The organism is Xanthomonas arboricola, from assembly GCF_002940665.1.
In the GTDB taxonomy this organism is placed as follows: domain Bacteria; phylum Pseudomonadota; class Gammaproteobacteria; order Xanthomonadales; family Xanthomonadaceae; genus Xanthomonas; species Xanthomonas arboricola_B.
Genome location: NZ_MIGY01000003.1, coordinates 1190407 through 1205987, shown reverse-complemented (window position 1 = coordinate 1205987; position 15581 = coordinate 1190407). Strand labels below are relative to the sequence as shown.

Sequence of the window (15581 nt, the reverse complement as noted above, 5' to 3'; positions counted from 1 at the left end):
GTTATGCCGCCTGTGACCGATGACCTGCGTATCCGCAAGATCGAAGCCCTTGCCCCGCCCTCGCAGCTGCTGTCGCTGCTGCCCTGCGACGAGCGCGCCTCCGAGACCGTGACCAATTCGCGTGCCGCCCTTCACGAGATCCTGCATGGACGCGACGACCGCCTGGCAGTGGTGATCGGGCCCTGCTCGATCCACGATCCGGTCGCGGCGATGGACTACGCGCACCGCCTGCGCCCGCTGCGCGAGCAGTTCGGCGACGCGCTGGAGATCGTGATGCGGGTGTACTTCGAAAAGCCGCGTACCACCATCGGCTGGAAGGGCCTGATCAACGATCCGGATCTGGATGGCAGCTTCCAGATCAACAAGGGCCTGCGGGTGGCGCGCGGTCTGCTGCGCGACATCAACAACCTCGGCCTGCCGGCCGGTGTGGAATTCCTCGACATCATCTCGCCGCAGTACATCGCCGACCTGGTGGCCTGGGGCGCGATCGGCGCGCGGACCACCGAAAGCCAGGTGCATCGCGAAATGGCATCGGGCTTGTCGTGCCCGGTGGGCTTCAAGAACGGCACCGGCGGCGACGTCAAGATTGCGGTGGACGCGGTAGGTGCGGCCTCGCACCCGCATCATTTCCTGGCCGTGACCAAGGACGGCCACACCGCGGTGGCCGCGACCGCAGGCAACCCGGATTGCCACGTGATCCTGCGCGGCGGCAAGCAGCCCAACTTCGATGCGGTCAGTGTGGAAGCGGCCAGCCAGGTGCTCAACACGTCCGGCTTGCCGGCGCGCCTGATGATCGACGCCAGCCACGCCAACAGCGGCAAGAATCCCGAGAACCAGCCAAAGGTCATCGACGACATCGCCACGCAGCTGGAAGGCGGCGAGACCCGCATCGTCGGCGTCATGGTGGAGAGCCACCTGGTCGGCGGACGCCAGGAACTGGTGCCCGGCTGCGCACTGACCTACGGCCAGAGCATCACCGACGGCTGCCTGGATTGGGACGCCTCGGTGCAAGTGCTGGAGCGCCTGGCGACGGCCGTGCGTGCACGTCGTGCCAGGCGGCTTGCCGAAGCTGCGTGATCGCTGAGGCGCTGGGGTGAGAAGGCGAGGCTTCGCGCGTACCCTCATCCGGCGCTGCGTGCCACCTTCTCCCGCAGGGAGAAGGGATGGAGCCCCGCTTCCTTCGGGGCGCCAAGGCACCGTTTGCGCGTCACTGGCGCGCGTGCCGTGGTGCGCCCGCGCCGCAAGCGCGGGCCCGGGGCGCGGAGCGAGGGTTGGGGTCAGGGTACGGCGGAAGGCAGCCATCCAAGACCGCATGCTCATAACGGCGCGGCGCGGCGAACTCGCAATCGTGCAATGGCAACAGATTCAAGGCGCATTCCATCCGGAGCGGCAGTGCCTCAATGCGCAGGGTATTCAACGCTACGCACATTCCATTCGATGCTCGGCATCTTCAAAGTGCAAAGCATCCAGAACGCAGCACATCCGCAACAGCGCTCGCTTGCGGCGACCAGCGGCCAAACAAGCCTGTCGAGCAGCCTGGCAACGAACACGGTGATGTTGATGGCCGCTCCAGAACAAGAACGCCGGGCCGGCGCAGGGAGCCGGCCCGACGGATTGGACACCACCCAGTGATGACCCGTCGCGCCCAGCGGCAGGAGGGGGAGAGAGCCGTCCTGCCGCCGAATGCGAGCGGGCAGGAACGTTATCGGCCACATGCATGACATCGCGATGTCGCGGCATGTCGGCGCCAGCAATGAAGTTCGCGAAGCGTTAAACGGCAGGCATGACGACCGCACCCGGATCTTTCTAGCAACACCGCCACGCTAGGCTACAACTACCGATTCCCGATTCCCCAATCCCCGCTCACCCCAACATATCCCCGGTCTCCAACCAGCGCTGATGCCACGACAACGCCTCGGTCAGCAGATGCGGAGTGTGCTTGCCGTAGCTGTCGCGATTGGCGCGCGCCACATAGTCTTCCAGCGCATCGCGATAGCGCGGGTGTACGCAGTGATCGAGTAGCTGGCGTGCGCGCTGCTTGGGCGTGAGGCCGCGCAGATCGGCCAGGCCTTGTTCGGTGACGATCACCGAGACGTCGTGTTCGGTATGGTCCACGTGGCTGACCATCGGCACGATCGACGAGATGCTGCCGGCCTTGGCGATGCTGGGGCTCAGGAAGATCGACAGGAAGCCGTTGCGCGCAAAGTCGCCGGAGCCGCCGATGCCGTTCATGATGCGGCTGCCCATCACGTGGGTGGAATTGACGTTGCCGTACAGGTCGGCCTCGATCATGCCGTTCATGCCGATGCAGCCGAGCCGGCGCACCAGCTCCGGATGATTGGAGATCTCCTGCGTGCGCATGATGATGCGCTGCCGGTAGAAACCGATATTGCGCTTGAACTCCTCGTTGCCCTCCGGGCTGAGTGCAAAACCCGTGCACGAGGCGTAGCGCAGCACGCCATCGCGCAGCAGCGCGAGCATGCCGTCCTGGATCACTTCGGTGAACGCTTCCAGGTCGCGGAAACCGCTGCGTGCAAGCCCCGCCAGCACCGCATTGGGAATATTGCCCACGCCCGACTGCAGCGGCAGCAGACTGGCCGGCAGCCGGCCCTTGTCCACTTCATGGCGCAGGAACTCGATCAGATGCGCGGCGATGCGTTCGCTGCTGTCGTCGGCGGCGGCGAAGGGGCTGTTGCGGTCCGGGCCATGCGTGCGCACCACTGCCACGATCTTGTCCGGATCGCAGCGCAGGCTGGGCTCGCCGATGCGGTCGTCGCCGTGGATCAACGGGATCGGCTTGCGCTGCGGCGGCAGCGCGGTGCCGTAATAGACGTCGTGCATGCCATCCAGGCCGGCCGGTTGCCAATCGTTGACCTCGATGATCACCTTGCTGGCCAGGTCCAGCCAGGTCTTGTTGTTGCCGATCGAGGTGGACGGCACCAGGCTGCCGTCGGCGCGGATCGCCGAGACTTCCACCACGGCAGTGTCGATCTGCCCGTAGAAGCCGAACCATACGTGCTGGGCGACGTGGCTGAGATGGATGTCGATATAGTCCAGCGTGCCGGCGTTGATGCGCTGGCGCGCGTCCGGGTCGGACTGGAACGGCATGCGCATGGCGATGCCGTCGGCCTTGGCCAGCGCACCGTCCAGTTCCGGTGCGGTGGACGCGCCGGTCATCAGCTTGATCTGGAACGGTTGGCCTTGCAGATGTGCCGCTTCGATGCGCTGCGCCAGCGCCATCGGCACCGCCTTGGGGTAGCCGGAGCCGGTGAAGCCGCTCATCGCCACGGTCTCGCCGGGCTGGATCAGTGCAGCAGCGGCCTCGGCAGAAACCAGGCGCTCGCGCAGCGGCGCGTACAGGATGCGTTCGTCGGACATGGGCGGCACAGCGAGACAGGGGACTGCCATTATCGCCGCTGCATGCGCCGGCCGCGCTGCGACCTTGGTGCAATACGACTGTGCAGACGACGTCAAACGCGTGCGAAGCGACCTGTTGCGTGCCAGGCCAGGCCAGTAGCACCCCTGCGCACCGGCCACGTTCACGCTTCGCCGCCAGCGCAACCGCGATAGTGGCGGCAGACTCGACTTCTGCCTGCGCCCATGCCCTCTGTTCGCGATCGCTTCCAGCGCTGGCCCCGGCCGTGGCGTATCGCAGTGGTCGTGCTGGTGGCGCTGTATGCGCTGTACCTGCTGGCCGGCAACCTGTTCCTCAATACGCCGTTGTTCGATGCCGTCACCAACCGGCAGCCGCATAAATTCACCATGCAGACCGGCCCGGCACTGACTGTGTTTCCGGGGCAGGTGATGGCCTGGAACGTGCGCATGCGCGGGCAGGCCAACCGCACGGTCTACGTGTTTCACGCCGATCGCGCCAATGCGCGCGTGGCGTTGCTGCCGCTGCTGCGGCGCGAGGTGCGCTTGCCGTGGTTGCACGCCACCGGGCTGAGCGCGGAAGTGGAAACCTCCGACACCCCCATCCCGCCACCGCCACGCGGCGATCGGGGCTGGACGCTGCGCTTCGATGCGATCACCAGCAACAGCATCCGCAGTGCGCGCCTGGGCAAGTTGCTGATCGCCGGGCAGGGCCACGGCAGCGTCGGCTTCCTCAAGCAGCTCAAGGGCGGGCCGTCGGAGCTGTTTCCCTCCGAAGCGGGCTTTCGCGATGCGGTGGTCAGCTACGACGGGGTGCAGGTGTTCAATGGCGCGCAGCTGGATGCGCAATTCCAGTTTCCGCGCCACTACCGCGACCAGGCGCCGGGCCTGCGCAAGCTCGGCCTCACCCACGCGCGCCTGCAGCTGAAGGCCAATACCGTCGCGTTGAAGATCGACACCGGCGCGCCGCACGTGGACATCCGCAGCGGGCCGTCGGTGGCGCGGGTGGAGGCCGATATCACGCTGGATCGCGGCACCCTGCAGGAGGGCAGTCATGCGGTCTGGCGCCTGCCGTTGATGGCCGGCGTCGGCGCGACCGACCGCGGCATGCTGGCGCTGCAACTGGACGTGGCGCGCGACATCCGTGTGCAGGCACGCCTGCCGCGCGACGAGAAGACGGGCAGCGAGCTGCAGGCCGATCTGCGCATCGCCGGACGCAGCATTCCCTTCCAGGATCCTGCGCAGGTGCTGCCGCGCCTGTCCGGGCAGGTACGTGGGCGCTGGCAGTTCGAATCGCTGAACTGGATTGCCGAGCTGTTTGTGCGCAAGCCGTGGTTTCAGCTCGCAGGCGGCGGCCTGGTCGAGGCCGATCTGCGGCTGGCGCAGGGCCGCCTCGCCAGCGGCAGCAGCCTGGAGATTCCGCGCGTGGAGGCGGTGGCGCAGGTGTTCGATACGCGGCTTGCCGGTATTGCCAAGGCGCATGGACGCATCGACGATGCCGCCACGCCGCAGGCGCACCTGGAGGTGAGCATCCCCACCTTCAAGGCCACGCCGCGCGATGCGCCCAGGCAGTTCCTGCTGGACGGCCGCGATCTGCAGCTGGCCATGCATGGCGACGCCGAGCTGGCGCGCCTGCGCGACACGCTCAAGGCGCAGCTGCGTTTCAGCGATGCCCGGGTACCCGATCTCACCGTCTACAACCGTTACCTGCCGGGCAAGAACGTGCGCCTGCTCGGCGGCAGCGGCAGCCTGACCGGCGATGTGGCGATCAATGCCGCCGGCGATGTGGGCAGTGGCCATGCCAACCTGCGCGGGCAGGGCGCGCATCTGGCGCTGGCCGGTGTGCAGATGCGCGGCGATGCCGAATTGCAGGCGCAGCTGCAGCGTGCCGATTTCAAGAACAAGTTCTTCGATCTCAGCGGCACGCGCGTGCGCCTGCGCAATATGCGTGTGGGCGACGACAGCACCAATGCCGACTGGTGGGGGCAGATGCAGGTCGGTGCCGGCACCATCCAGGCCAGCGCACCGTTCCAGCTGGATGCCGATGCAGCGATCCGCATGCGCGATGTCGCGCCGCTGCTGTCGGTGTTTGCGCAACGTGCCGACTATCCGCGCTGGGTGTTGGGCCTGCTGGATTCGGGCGAGTTCGACGCCACCGGCAGGGTGCGTTGGCGCAAGCAGCAGCTGCTGATCGACGACCTGCATGCGGAGAATGCGCGGCTGTCGCTGCGTGCACGGCTGGCCTTGAACGACGAACAGCGGCGCGGCGATCTGTATCTGCGCTGGGGCGTGCTGGGCGCCGGGATCGAGCTCGATGGCAAACAGCGCCAGTGGCATCTTGCCGGCGCGCGCGAGTGGTACGACGGGCAGCCGGGGCTGTTGCCGGCGGTGTCGAAGGCGAAGTAAGCGGCTCGTTGTCTGAGGCTTGCGTATTGCGGCCAGCTTTGCCGTCTTCGAAAAGGCAGTGCGCGTACTGCCGGGCGTGTAGGACATCCAATGCACACCGGGCAGCCTGCCGGTGCCCAGCCGCAATCGCCGCTGCGCACCGCGCTCACGGTTTCCTTGGCACACTGCGCCACGCCGCGTGCGCGGTCTTCAGGAGCCTGCCGTCATGACGATGCCTGTTCGCGCCCGCTGGCACACCTTGCCGCGCCCGGTGCGTTGGCCGTTGCTGGCGTTGCTGGTGGTGTACGCAAGCTATCTGCTGCTCGGCAACCTGTTGCTCAACACGCCACTCGGGCCGGCCGCGCTCAATCGCAAGCCGGACAGGTTCACCATGCACTGGGGCCCGGCAGTGACCTGGTGGCCGGGCCGGCTGACGCTGTGGAAGGTGGAGTTGCAAGGCCGCTCGGCACGCACCCGCTGGAACGTCAGCGCGCAGCGCATGAGCGGGCAGGTGCGGCTGTTGCCGTTGCTGCATCGGCAGTTGCTGGTGCCGGAGCTGCATGCGCACGGGGTGCGTGGCGGCATGCAGGCGGCCGTGCCCACAGCCGATACCGCGGCGACGCCAGCACCGGCGACAGCGCCGAGCACGCAGGTGGCTGCCGCTCCGCTGACTAGCGCAGCCGGTACGCCGCCGCCAACGACCGCGCAGGACAAACCACCCACACGCACCACGGACGTCGTGGCGAGCACGCAGCCGCCCGCACCGACGACCGGCGCGGCCGCCCGCGTGCCGCACTCCGCCGGGGTCGCCAACATCGCCGGCGCACCTGCGGGTCGTCCATCGACCGCTCCGGCCTGGACCCTGCAGTTCAATCGCATCGTCGCCGATCAGGTCCAGGCAGTGACGCTGCGTCAGCTGCGGATCGAAGGCGATGGTCAGCTGCAGCTCGGCCTGTTCAAGCAGTTGCGCGGCGGGCCGATGGAAGTGTTTCCCTCGCGGGCGAGCTTCGACAACGCACGCATGCGCTGGGGTGACAGCGAAGTGCTGCGCAACGGCCAGCTGCGCATCGAAGCCAGCATCGCGCGGCATGCACCGGATCAGGCACGTGGGCTGGCGGTGCTGCAGCTGGCCGATGCGCAGGTGAGCGTGCATGGCGACACCGCGGCACTGGATGTCGTACGTAATGCGCAGGGGCGCCATACGCTCGCCACACGCGCCGGCAAAGGGCGTGCGGATGGGCAGTTGCGCTGGACGCGCGGCGCCTTGCAGCCCGGCAGCCAACTGCAATGGCGCGCACCCCTGCACGACAGCACGCGCACGCCGGCCGCCCTGTTGGGCGAGCTTGCAGCGCAACTGCAGGTGGATCAGGACATGCGCCTGCAGGTGAGCATGCCCGAGCCGGCCGATGCCGGGCTGACATTGGATGCGGATCTGCGCGTGCAAGGCCGGCAATTGCCGCTGCAATCGATGCGCAGCCTGCTGCCGCGCACCTCCGGGCATGCGCGCCTGCACTGGCAACTGTCCTCGCTGAGCTGGATTCCGGCGCTGTTTCCGGACGTGGACTGGCTGACGCTGGAAGGCGACGGGCTGGTGGATGCGGACCTGCGCATCGATCGCGGCCAGCTCGGTGCCGGCAGTCGCCTGCAGGTGCCGCACGTGCGTGCGCATGTCGGCGTGATGGGCCATGCGATCGATGGGCAGGCCAGCGCCGACCTGCGGGTGAGCGCCGATGCGCACGGGCAGCTGCTGCCGGCACTTGCCTTGCAGATGCAGCAGTTCTCCATTGCGCACAGCGATGCGCCCACGCGCCCGTTCGTGCAGGGCCGCGACCTGCGTCTGGACCTGCAGACGCGCGCCGACGCGCGCAACTTGGCCGCGTTACGCGACGCCACGCGCGCGCATCTGCTGTTCGCCAATGCGCGCGTGCCGGATCTGCGTGCCTACAACCGCTATCTGCCGCAGCAGCAATTGCGCTTCGACGGCGGCAACGGTGTATTGAGCGGCGATCTGCAGATCGAACCCGGCGGCCGCATCGGTAAGGGCGGCCTGCGCATCGGCGCACGTGCGGCGCGCCTGCAGTTTGCCGGCCTGGCACTGCGCGGCGATGTGGATGCGGATCTGCGTTTGCAGCGCGGCGATCTGCATGCGGAAAACTTTCGCCTCGATGCCAGCACCATCCAGCTGCGCAATATCGGATTCACCGGGCCGGATGGGCAACGCCGCGACGGCTGGTGGGCGCGCATCGTGCTGGAAGACACCCGCATGCAATGGCGCCAGCCGGTCGGTGTGGACGGACGCGTGCGCATCCAGGTGCGCGATCTGGCTTTCTTGATGTCGCTGTACGCGCGCGATCGTTCGATCCCGAACTGGATGCTGCGGCTGGTGGATGCAGGCCAGGCGCAGGTGACCGGGCGTGTGCATTGGCAGGGCGACACCGTCATCGTCGATCGGCTGCAGGCGCGCAACGAGCGCTTCCAGGTGGATGCGCGCTTGCGCTTGCAGGGCAGCCAACGCAGCGGCAGTCTGCTCGCGCGCTGGGGCATGCTGAGCGCGGCGGTGGGGTTGCGCGGCCAGACCCCGGAATGGCATCTGCTGCATGCTCCGCAGTGGTATCAGGCCCAGCCCGATCTGCTGCGCTGAAGTCCCCGCGCGCCAACGCGACGTGAAGGAAAAAGCGCCAGTTCTGTACTGCCTGGTGTTGTTTTGCAGTGCAGCGTGCAAGTGGCGTTCGGGGCGCGCACTATGCTCCTGCATCCCGACGTGGGGGAGGGAGCAAAGCCCGCTGGCAGTTCGCTGCAAGCGGGCTTTTTTATTGCCTGAAGGTTGGCCAGTCAAGCCACTTCGCCTCCGCTCACCGCGCGAAACGCGCAGATGTTGAAGGGTTGGCCAGGCCACTGCCGGGTCGCCGTGGGCGGCAACGGCCCGCAAGTCCTCGACCGGCGTGATGGGAATGGCCAGCCGCTTTGCCTGCACACGCCGCCGGCTTCCGTTAGAATGAGATCAATTCTCATTTATCGCCGGGCGCCTTGCCGCCCGGGTCCAGCCGTTCAGGAGGTCATCGTGTCGGTCACGCAAGGCGCGCTTCATCAGCAGGTGGAGCGCCTGTACACCGACCACCACGGCTGGCTGCAGGGCTGGCTGCGGCGCAAGCTGGGCGATGCGTTCGTGGCTGCCGACCTGGCGCAGGACACCTTCATCAGCGTGATCAGCGCGGGTGCGGCCGACGAGATCCGCGAGCCGCGCCCGTTCCTGGCCACCATCGCGCGCCGGTTGATGGCGCACCGGCAGCGGCGCAAGTTGCTGGAAACCAGCTACCTGGAGCTGCTGGCTGCGCTGCCGGAAGAACTGGCGCCGTCGCCGGAGCTGCAACTGCTGGCGCTGGAAGCGGTGCAGCAGGTGGACCAGGCGCTGGATGGGCTGCCGCCCAAGGTGAAGGAAGCCTTTTTGTTAGCGCACCTGCAGGAGCTGAGCTACGCGCAGATCGCGCAGCGGCTGGGCGTGTCCAGCAGCTCGGTCAAGCAATATCTCACGCGTGCCAACCGGCATTGCCTGTTCGCCCTGTCGGCGTGAGCTGCGCGGATGGCTGATGCCGCCTCGCGCCGTGCGCGCACCGCTGCCGGCCAGCGAGCACCGCTGGCCGGCGGGCAACCGATCAGCGCCGAGGTCGCCGACCAGGCCGCGCAGTGGCTGACGGTGCTGATGTCCGGCACCGCGAGCCAGGCGCAGCTGCAGCGCTGGCAACAGTGGCGCGATGCGCATCCGGACCATGCGCGGGCGTGGGCGCATATCGAGGCGGTGACCGGGCGGCTGAAGACGCTGACCCCGCAGGCGGCCTATCGCAGCCTGTCGCCGTATGCGGGCAGCAACGGCCAGGCATCGCCGGGCCGGCGCAAGGCGCTGAATCTGCTGCTGTGGGGCGGGGTGGCCGGGGCCACCGGCGTGCTGGCCTCGCGCACCGAACGCTGGCAGCGCGCCACCGCCGATTACGCCACCGCGACCGGCCAGCGCCGCGAGGTGCAGTTGCAGGACGGCAGCCGCATCACCCTCAACACGCGCAGCGCCATCGATGTGCGGTTCGATGCGCAGCAGCGGCTGCTGCGGCTGCTGGCCGGCGAGATCATGGTGACCACCGCGCACGCGCTGGGCGCGGGCCACGATGCGCAGCCGTTGCTGGTGCGCACCGCGCAGGGCGATATCCATGCATTGGGGACGCGCTTTTGCGTGCGCCAGGGCGAGGACGACACCCAGCTGAGCGTGCTGGAAAGCGCGGTGGAGGTGCGGCCACGCGCGGTCGCGCCGGCCGTCGGGCGCGTGCATGCGGGCGAGCAGTGTCGGTTTACTGCCGACGCGCTCGGCGCCATCGCGCCGGTCGATACGCAGGCCGCGGCCTGGGTGCGCGGGCAGCTGATCGCCGACGAGTGGCGCCTGGATACCTTCATCGCCGAGCTGGGCCGTTATCGCTCCGGGCTGCTGCGCTGCGACCCGCAGGTGGGCAGCCTGCGCGTCTCCGGCGTGTTCCCGCTGGACGACACCGACCGCATCCTGGCGATGCTGCCCAGCGTGCTGCCGGTGCGGGTGAGCCGGCGCAGCCGTTACTGGGTGACGGTGCAGGCAGCCGGGCAGGGCTGAGGCGCCGCCAGCCGGCACGTCGCCGAAAAAAGTTTGCATCCGGGCTGCCCGATCGCCGCCGTTGTGGCACCTCCCCAATGACGGTGTCAGTGCGACACCAAACCTTTGTGGGAACAGCATGTCGATCACTGCCCGCCGCCGCGGCCACCTTTCCTCTTCGTCGTTGCAGCGCAATACCCTGGTACAGGCCGTGCAGCGGCCGCTCGGCACGGCCGTGGCGGTTGCGCTCTGCAGCCTGGCCTTGTATGCGGGGGTGCCCGATGCAATCGCCCAGGCCGCGCCTGCCACGCAGGAGGCACGCCAGGCCTATCGCATTCCCGCCGGCCCGTTGGCGCCGGCGCTGCGTGAGCTGGCCGGTTCGGCCAACCTGTTGCTGAGCTTCACCGCCGCGCAGACCGACGGCAAGACCACCGCCGGCCTGGATGGCAGCTACACCGCATCGGCCGCCCTGGCTGCGCTGCTGGCTGGCAGCGGCTTGCAGGCCGTCCCGTTGCAGACCGGCGGCTACGTGCTGCGTGCCGCGCCGCAGCTGAGCGCGAGCAACAGCGAGGTGGACGCGTGGCTGCTGCCCACCGTCAAGGTGACCGCGCAGGCCAACCGCAGTGCGACCACCAGCGGCACCGGCAGCTATACCGCGCGCGCGGTCAGCATCGGCCGCGGCGAGCAGTCGCTCAAGGACATCCCGCAGTCGATCAGCGTGGTCACCCGTCAGTTGATGGACGAGCAGAACATCATCTCGGTCTACGACGCGCTGGCCAGCACCACCGGCATCACCATCGTGCAGAGCCCGCAGGGCGGCAAGTACATCTATTCGCGCGGGTTCGACATCACCACGGTGCAGTACGACGGCGTGCCGCTCAATCGCGGCATGTATGGCCGTGCGAGCAACTACAGCGCCAACATGGGCATCTACGATCGCGCCGAAGTGCTGCGCGGTGCGGCCGGCCTGCTGCAGGGCGCGGGCAACCCCGGCGGTGCGGTGAACCTGGTGCGCAAGCGTGCGCTGGATGTGCCGGGCGTGAGCGTGATGGTGCAGGGCGGCAGCTGGGACCGCTACGGTGCGCTGATCGATGGCAGCGCCAACCTCAGTGCCGATGGCGCATTGCGCGCGCGCGGGGTGATCGATTACCAGGACCAGCGCTCGTTCGTCGATGGGGTCACGCGCCGCACACCCACCTACTACGGCACGCTCGATTACACGCTCTCGCCACAGACCCAGCTCAGCCTGGGCGTGAGCTACGAACAGGTGGAAGGCCGGCCGTTCTTCGGCGGTCTGCCCAGTTTCAGCGATGGCCGCGATATCGGCCTGCCGCGCCAGACCAATCTGGGTGCGGCATGGAACCGGCAGTCCTCGTCCAATCGCGGGCTGTATCTGGACCTGGACCATCGCTTCAATGCCGACTGGGTGTTCAAGCTCAGTGCGGTGCAGGTGCGCGAGCTGCACGATCTGAAATTTGCCAGCTCCAGCCGCGCGATCAATCCGGCCAACGGCACCGGCGCGTTGCTGGCCGCGCGCACCATTTCCGATGCGGACGTCTTCGGCTTCGACGCCAATGTGATCGGGCATTTCAATGCACTGGGACGCAGGCACGAGTTGGTGATCGGCAGCAACTTTGCCGAGACCACCGTGGATACGGTCTACGGCAACAAGAACAACGTCCAGACCTTCAATGTGTTCAATCTGCAGCGCAATGTGCGGGCGATCAGCGATGCGGAAATCTTCGCCAATGCACGCGAGGCCCGGCATGGCACCTCGCGCGAGTTCGGCTTGTACGGCGCACTGCGCTGGCAGCTGACGGATCCGTTGCGGGCCATCGTCGGCACCCGCGTGAGCTGGCACGACACCCTGTGGAACACCACCACCACCGGGCTGTCGCCGTCGCAATCGATCGAGCACACCCGCGAAACCGGGCAGGTCACGCCGTATGCCGGCCTGGTGTACGCCGTGAGCCCGACCTGGTCGGCCTACGCCAGTTATGCGGACATCTTCCAGCCGCAGAACGCGCAGACCGAAGCCGGCGAGATGCTCAAGCCGATGACCGGCGCCAACTACGAGCTGGGCGTCAAGGGGGAGTGGCTGGACGGGCGCATCAATAGCGCGTTTGCGCTGTTCCAGATCGATCAGAAAAACCGCGCCCAGGCCGACCTGACCACCAGCCCCACCTGCCGCAACAACGATTTCTGCTACATCGACAGCGGCAAGGTGCGTAGCCGCGGGTTCGATGCCGAAGTCAGCGGCGAGGTGCTGCGCGACTGGAACGTGTTTGCCGGTTACACCTTCAACCGCACCACCTATCTGCAGGATGTCAGCAGCCAGGGCCAGACCTTCAACAGCTATACGCCCAAGCATTTGCTGCGGGTATGGACCACCTACCGTCTGCCGGGCGCGCTGCAGGACGTCACCGTCGGTGGCGGTGTCAGCGCGCAGAGCGCGGCGTATCGGCAGATCGGCACCGCCACCGCGCCGATCCAGGGGCGTGCGGTCTGGAATGCATTGGCGCGGTACCAGGTCAACCGGCAATGGTCGGTGGCGGTCAATCTCAACAACGTATTCGACAAGCACTACTACAACACCTTGTCGAGCTTCGTTAACGGGCGCTATTACGGCGAACCACGCAATGTGATGGTGACCCTGCGCGGCGCGTTGTGATGCGGGTACCAGCGCTGCGGTGGTGCATGGCGCGTGTCGGATGAAAGATGGCTTTCGCCAAAGCATGGCCTGGCTGCATACCTGGTGCGGCCTGAGCTGCGGCTGGTTGCTGTGCGCGATCTTCCTGGCCGGCACGCTCAGCGTGTTTCGCGATCCGATCACCAGCTGGATGCAGGCCACACCGGCCTTGCCGAGTGCAAGCATGCAGACGGTCCTGTCGGAAGCAGCGCTGGTGCCGCGTGCACTGGCGCAGCTGCATCAACTTGCGCCACAGGCGCGCCTGTGGCGGATCACCTTGCCCGCGCATCCGGGTGAGGCGCTGACGCTGTTCTGGCGGACGCCAAATGGCCAGGAGCAGGCGTCATTGGACCCCGGGAGCGGCGAGCTGCTGCCGTCTCCGTGGGGCCGCCAGACCGAAGGCGGCCGGCATTTCATGAGCTTCCACTACACCTTGCACGGCGGCATTCCCGGGTACTGGCTGGTGGGTTGGGTGTCGCTGTGCGGGCTGATCGCGCTGGTGTCCGGGGTGATCGTGCACAAGCGGATCTTTCTGGATTTCTTCACCTTCCGCCCGGGCAAGGGCCAGCGTTCGTGGCTGGACGCGCACAACGCCACGGCGGTGCTGACGCTGCCGTTTTTGCTGATGATCGTCTACACCGGCCTGGCGTATTTCTCCACCAGCTACATGCCCGCGCCATTGCACGCGCTGTATGGCAGCGACGAGGACGCGTACACGCGTTATGCCGATGAATTGTCGCCGGCAGTGCCTGCGACCAGCGCGGACGGAACCGCAGTCAATCGCGTGCCCGCCTACCTGCCGGAGCTGGTGCAGCGTGCAGACTCGCTCAACGGAGCACCCGCGCAAACGCTGGTGATCGAGCGGCCCGATCAACCCGGCAGCAAGCTGCGCGTGGTCGCGGGCGTGGCAGAGACCGGCAACTCGCGGCGCCTGCTCAATCCAGCCAGCAGCGTGCTGTTCGACGCGACCAGCGGTGCGCTGCTGGAGCAGCACGCAGATGCCGCGCGCACGGACCTGCACGCGCAGGATGTGGAAGAGGTCATCAAGACCCTGCACGTGGCCGGTTTCGGCGGCTGGACCAGCAAATGGCTGTATTTCATCTGCGGCCTGGCCGGCACCTTGATGATGGCTACCGGCACCTTGCTGTTTTCGATCAAGCGGCGTCGGCGTAGCGAGCAGGAGTTCGGCACGGCCACCGCCGGTATCTATCGGGTGGTGGAAGCGCTCAATGTCGCCGCGCTTGCGGGAACCGCATTGGCAAGCATTGCGTATTTCTATGCCAACCGCCTGGTGCCGGCCGCGCAGGCCGAGCGCAGCCAGATCGAAATCCACGCATTGCTGTGGGTATGGGCAGCCACGCTGCTGCATGCGCTGCTGCGCCCACCCGCGCGTGCATGGGTGGAGCAACTGGCGATGACCGCGCTGCTGTGTGTCGGCTTGCCGCTGCTCAATGCGGTCACCACCGGGCAGCATCTGGGCGTGTATCTGGCTGCCGGCGACCTGCAGCGCGCCGGGGTCGAGCTGGTCTCGCTCGTCTTCGGCGTTGCATTTGCTTACGCGGCGTATCGGGCGCATCGCAGCGCCGCGCGACCGGTACCGGCACGCACCGGGCGTGGTGCCGCAGCCGCAATGGACGGGTTGTGAAGCGGTCTTCGCGCACCGCATCGGTGACGCGCTACCGCTGGTCGGTTGCCGGTCGCGTGCTCGCTGCCAGTGTCGGCGGCTATGCGCTGACCTCCACCGGCTGCAGTGTGCTGGCGCAGCTGCTGTGGCGGTTTGCGGGCGTGTCGCCCGCGGTGTCGGTGCTGAGCACGACCTTGCTGAGCTTCGCCAGTTACACCGTCGTCGTGTTGTGGATGTTTCGTGCGCGCAGTGCATTGCGCATGTGGGGCTGGCTGGGCGTGGGCATTGCCGCGCTGAGTGGTGCGAGCTGGTCGTTGGGACATCCGCCATGGACGGGCTGATTGCCGCGCTGCTAGGCACCGCGCTCTGCCACGCCGCAATGATGGCCCTGGCCGTGGCGATGCATCGCCATTACGAGCAGCTCACCGGCCGCCGCACTGCGCCGGTCGCGCAGCGATGGTGGCTGCGTGCGCTGGCTGTCTGTCTGTTGATCGCCGCGCTGGTGCTATGCGTGCTCGCTTGGGGCGGCACAGTGGGCACGGTGTTGTGGCTGGGGTTTGTCAGCGTGGCCGCACTGTGGGCGGCGCTGGGCCTGGCGTATGCGCCGCGCTGGAGTGCGTGGCTAGCAATGCTGCTGGGCTGCATCGCATGCGGCGTGATGGGTTGGCACGTGCTGTAGTTTGCTGTCGTTTGAAGGCCACACACACCGGCCAGCTTGACTGGTCCTTGCCCGCCCACCAGGCTGCAGATCCGCCGCGCTACAACTGGTCCATCCGCACTTTCCAAGCCCTGATACACAACGCACAAAACAGTCGAGACCGAGAACGGTGAGGTTGTGCAGCCGCGATCGGATGCTTGAATCAAAAGCTCAGCTCGTCGAGTGCGCGGTGCCCTCACCGCTC

General features: G+C 67.4%; 11 protein-coding genes. 10 read left to right on the top strand and 1 reads right to left on the bottom strand.

The window, feature by feature from the left end; all coding sequences use genetic code 11:
• The first annotated feature begins 3 nt into the window (after positions 1–3).
• Positions 4–1077, top strand: coding sequence for a 3-deoxy-7-phosphoheptulonate synthase (locus XarjCFBP7645_RS18955; RefSeq protein ID WP_104538685.1), 1074 nt, complete (start codon positions 4–6; stop codon positions 1075–1077).
• Positions 1078–1437: 360 nt separating this feature from the next.
• Positions 1438–1632, top strand: coding sequence for a hypothetical protein (locus XarjCFBP7645_RS18950; protein WP_104538684.1), 195 nt, complete (start codon positions 1438–1440; stop codon positions 1630–1632).
• 231 nt (positions 1633–1863) lie between these two features.
• On the opposite strand, the gene XarjCFBP7645_RS18945 is transcribed toward XarjCFBP7645_RS18950, so the two are convergent.
• Positions 1864–3378, bottom strand: coding sequence for an acetyl-CoA hydrolase/transferase family protein (locus tag XarjCFBP7645_RS18945; protein ID WP_104538683.1), 1515 nt, complete (start codon positions 3376–3378; stop codon positions 1864–1866).
• 222 nt (positions 3379–3600) lie between these two features.
• Here XarjCFBP7645_RS18945 and XarjCFBP7645_RS18940 point away from each other — a divergent pair, with 222 nt between their 5' ends.
• The 8 genes from XarjCFBP7645_RS18940 (at position 3601) to XarjCFBP7645_RS18905 (ending at position 15358) form a co-directional block, all read left to right on the top strand.
• Positions 3601–5778: a hypothetical protein gene (locus tag XarjCFBP7645_RS18940; RefSeq protein WP_104538682.1), complete on the top strand. Its 2178-nt coding sequence runs from the start codon at positions 3601–3603 to the stop codon at positions 5776–5778.
• Between the two features lie 205 nt (positions 5779–5983).
• Positions 5984–8398: a hypothetical protein gene (locus XarjCFBP7645_RS18935; protein ID WP_104538681.1), complete on the top strand. Its 2415-nt coding sequence runs from the start codon at positions 5984–5986 to the stop codon at positions 8396–8398.
• 420 nt (positions 8399–8818) lie between these two features.
• Complete coding sequence (locus XarjCFBP7645_RS18930) at positions 8819–9328, top strand: sigma-70 family RNA polymerase sigma factor (protein ID WP_016902856.1); 510 nt, start codon at positions 8819–8821, stop codon at positions 9326–9328.
• A 9-nt stretch (positions 9329–9337) separates the two neighbouring features.
• Positions 9338–10387, top strand: a complete 1050-nt coding sequence (locus XarjCFBP7645_RS18925; RefSeq protein ID WP_104538680.1) for a FecR domain-containing protein — start codon at positions 9338–9340, stop codon at positions 10385–10387.
• Between the two features lie 118 nt (positions 10388–10505).
• A complete protein-coding gene (locus XarjCFBP7645_RS18920; RefSeq protein ID WP_181126386.1) occupies positions 10506–13037 on the top strand; it encodes a TonB-dependent siderophore receptor in 2532 nt (843 codons plus the stop codon).
• Positions 13038–13077: 40 nt separating this feature from the next.
• Complete coding sequence (locus tag XarjCFBP7645_RS18915) at positions 13078–14700, top strand: PepSY-associated TM helix domain-containing protein (RefSeq protein ID WP_104538679.1); 1623 nt, start codon at positions 13078–13080, stop codon at positions 14698–14700.
• Entirely contained in the window at positions 14697–15020 is a 324-nt protein-coding gene (locus tag XarjCFBP7645_RS18910) for a hypothetical protein (RefSeq protein WP_104538678.1), read from the top strand. Before XarjCFBP7645_RS18915 ends, XarjCFBP7645_RS18910 begins: the two co-directional genes overlap by 4 nt.
• Positions 15008–15358, top strand: a complete 351-nt coding sequence (locus tag XarjCFBP7645_RS18905) for a DUF3325 domain-containing protein (protein ID WP_104538677.1) — start codon at positions 15008–15010, stop codon at positions 15356–15358. Before XarjCFBP7645_RS18910 ends, XarjCFBP7645_RS18905 begins: the two co-directional genes overlap by 13 nt.
• The last annotated feature ends 223 nt before the right edge of the window (positions 15359–15581 follow it).

What these genes read in the sequence shown, in the direction of transcription:
- XarjCFBP7645_RS18950 (WP_104538684.1), top strand. Translation starts at nt 1,438, where the DNA reads ATGCTCGGCATCTTCAAAGTGCAAAGCATCCAGAACGCAGCACATCCG.
- XarjCFBP7645_RS18925 (WP_104538680.1), top strand. Translation starts at nt 9,338, where the DNA reads ATGGCTGATGCCGCCTCGCGCCGTGCGCGCACCGCTGCCGGCCAGCGA.
- XarjCFBP7645_RS18935 (WP_104538681.1), top strand. Translation starts at nt 5,984, where the DNA reads ATGACGATGCCTGTTCGCGCCCGCTGGCACACCTTGCCGCGCCCGGTG.
- XarjCFBP7645_RS18905 (WP_104538677.1), top strand. Translation starts at nt 15,008, where the DNA reads ATGGACGGGCTGATTGCCGCGCTGCTAGGCACCGCGCTCTGCCACGCC.
- XarjCFBP7645_RS18940 (WP_104538682.1), top strand. Translation starts at nt 3,601, where the DNA reads ATGCCCTCTGTTCGCGATCGCTTCCAGCGCTGGCCCCGGCCGTGGCGT.
- XarjCFBP7645_RS18945 (WP_104538683.1), bottom strand. Translation starts at nt 3,378, where the DNA reads ATGTCCGACGAACGCATCCTGTACGCGCCGCTGCGCGAGCGCCTGGTT.
- XarjCFBP7645_RS18915 (WP_104538679.1), top strand. Translation starts at nt 13,078, where the DNA reads ATGAAAGATGGCTTTCGCCAAAGCATGGCCTGGCTGCATACCTGGTGC.
- XarjCFBP7645_RS18955 (WP_104538685.1), top strand. Translation starts at nt 4, where the DNA reads ATGCCGCCTGTGACCGATGACCTGCGTATCCGCAAGATCGAAGCCCTT.
- XarjCFBP7645_RS18920 (WP_181126386.1), top strand. Translation starts at nt 10,506, where the DNA reads ATGTCGATCACTGCCCGCCGCCGCGGCCACCTTTCCTCTTCGTCGTTG.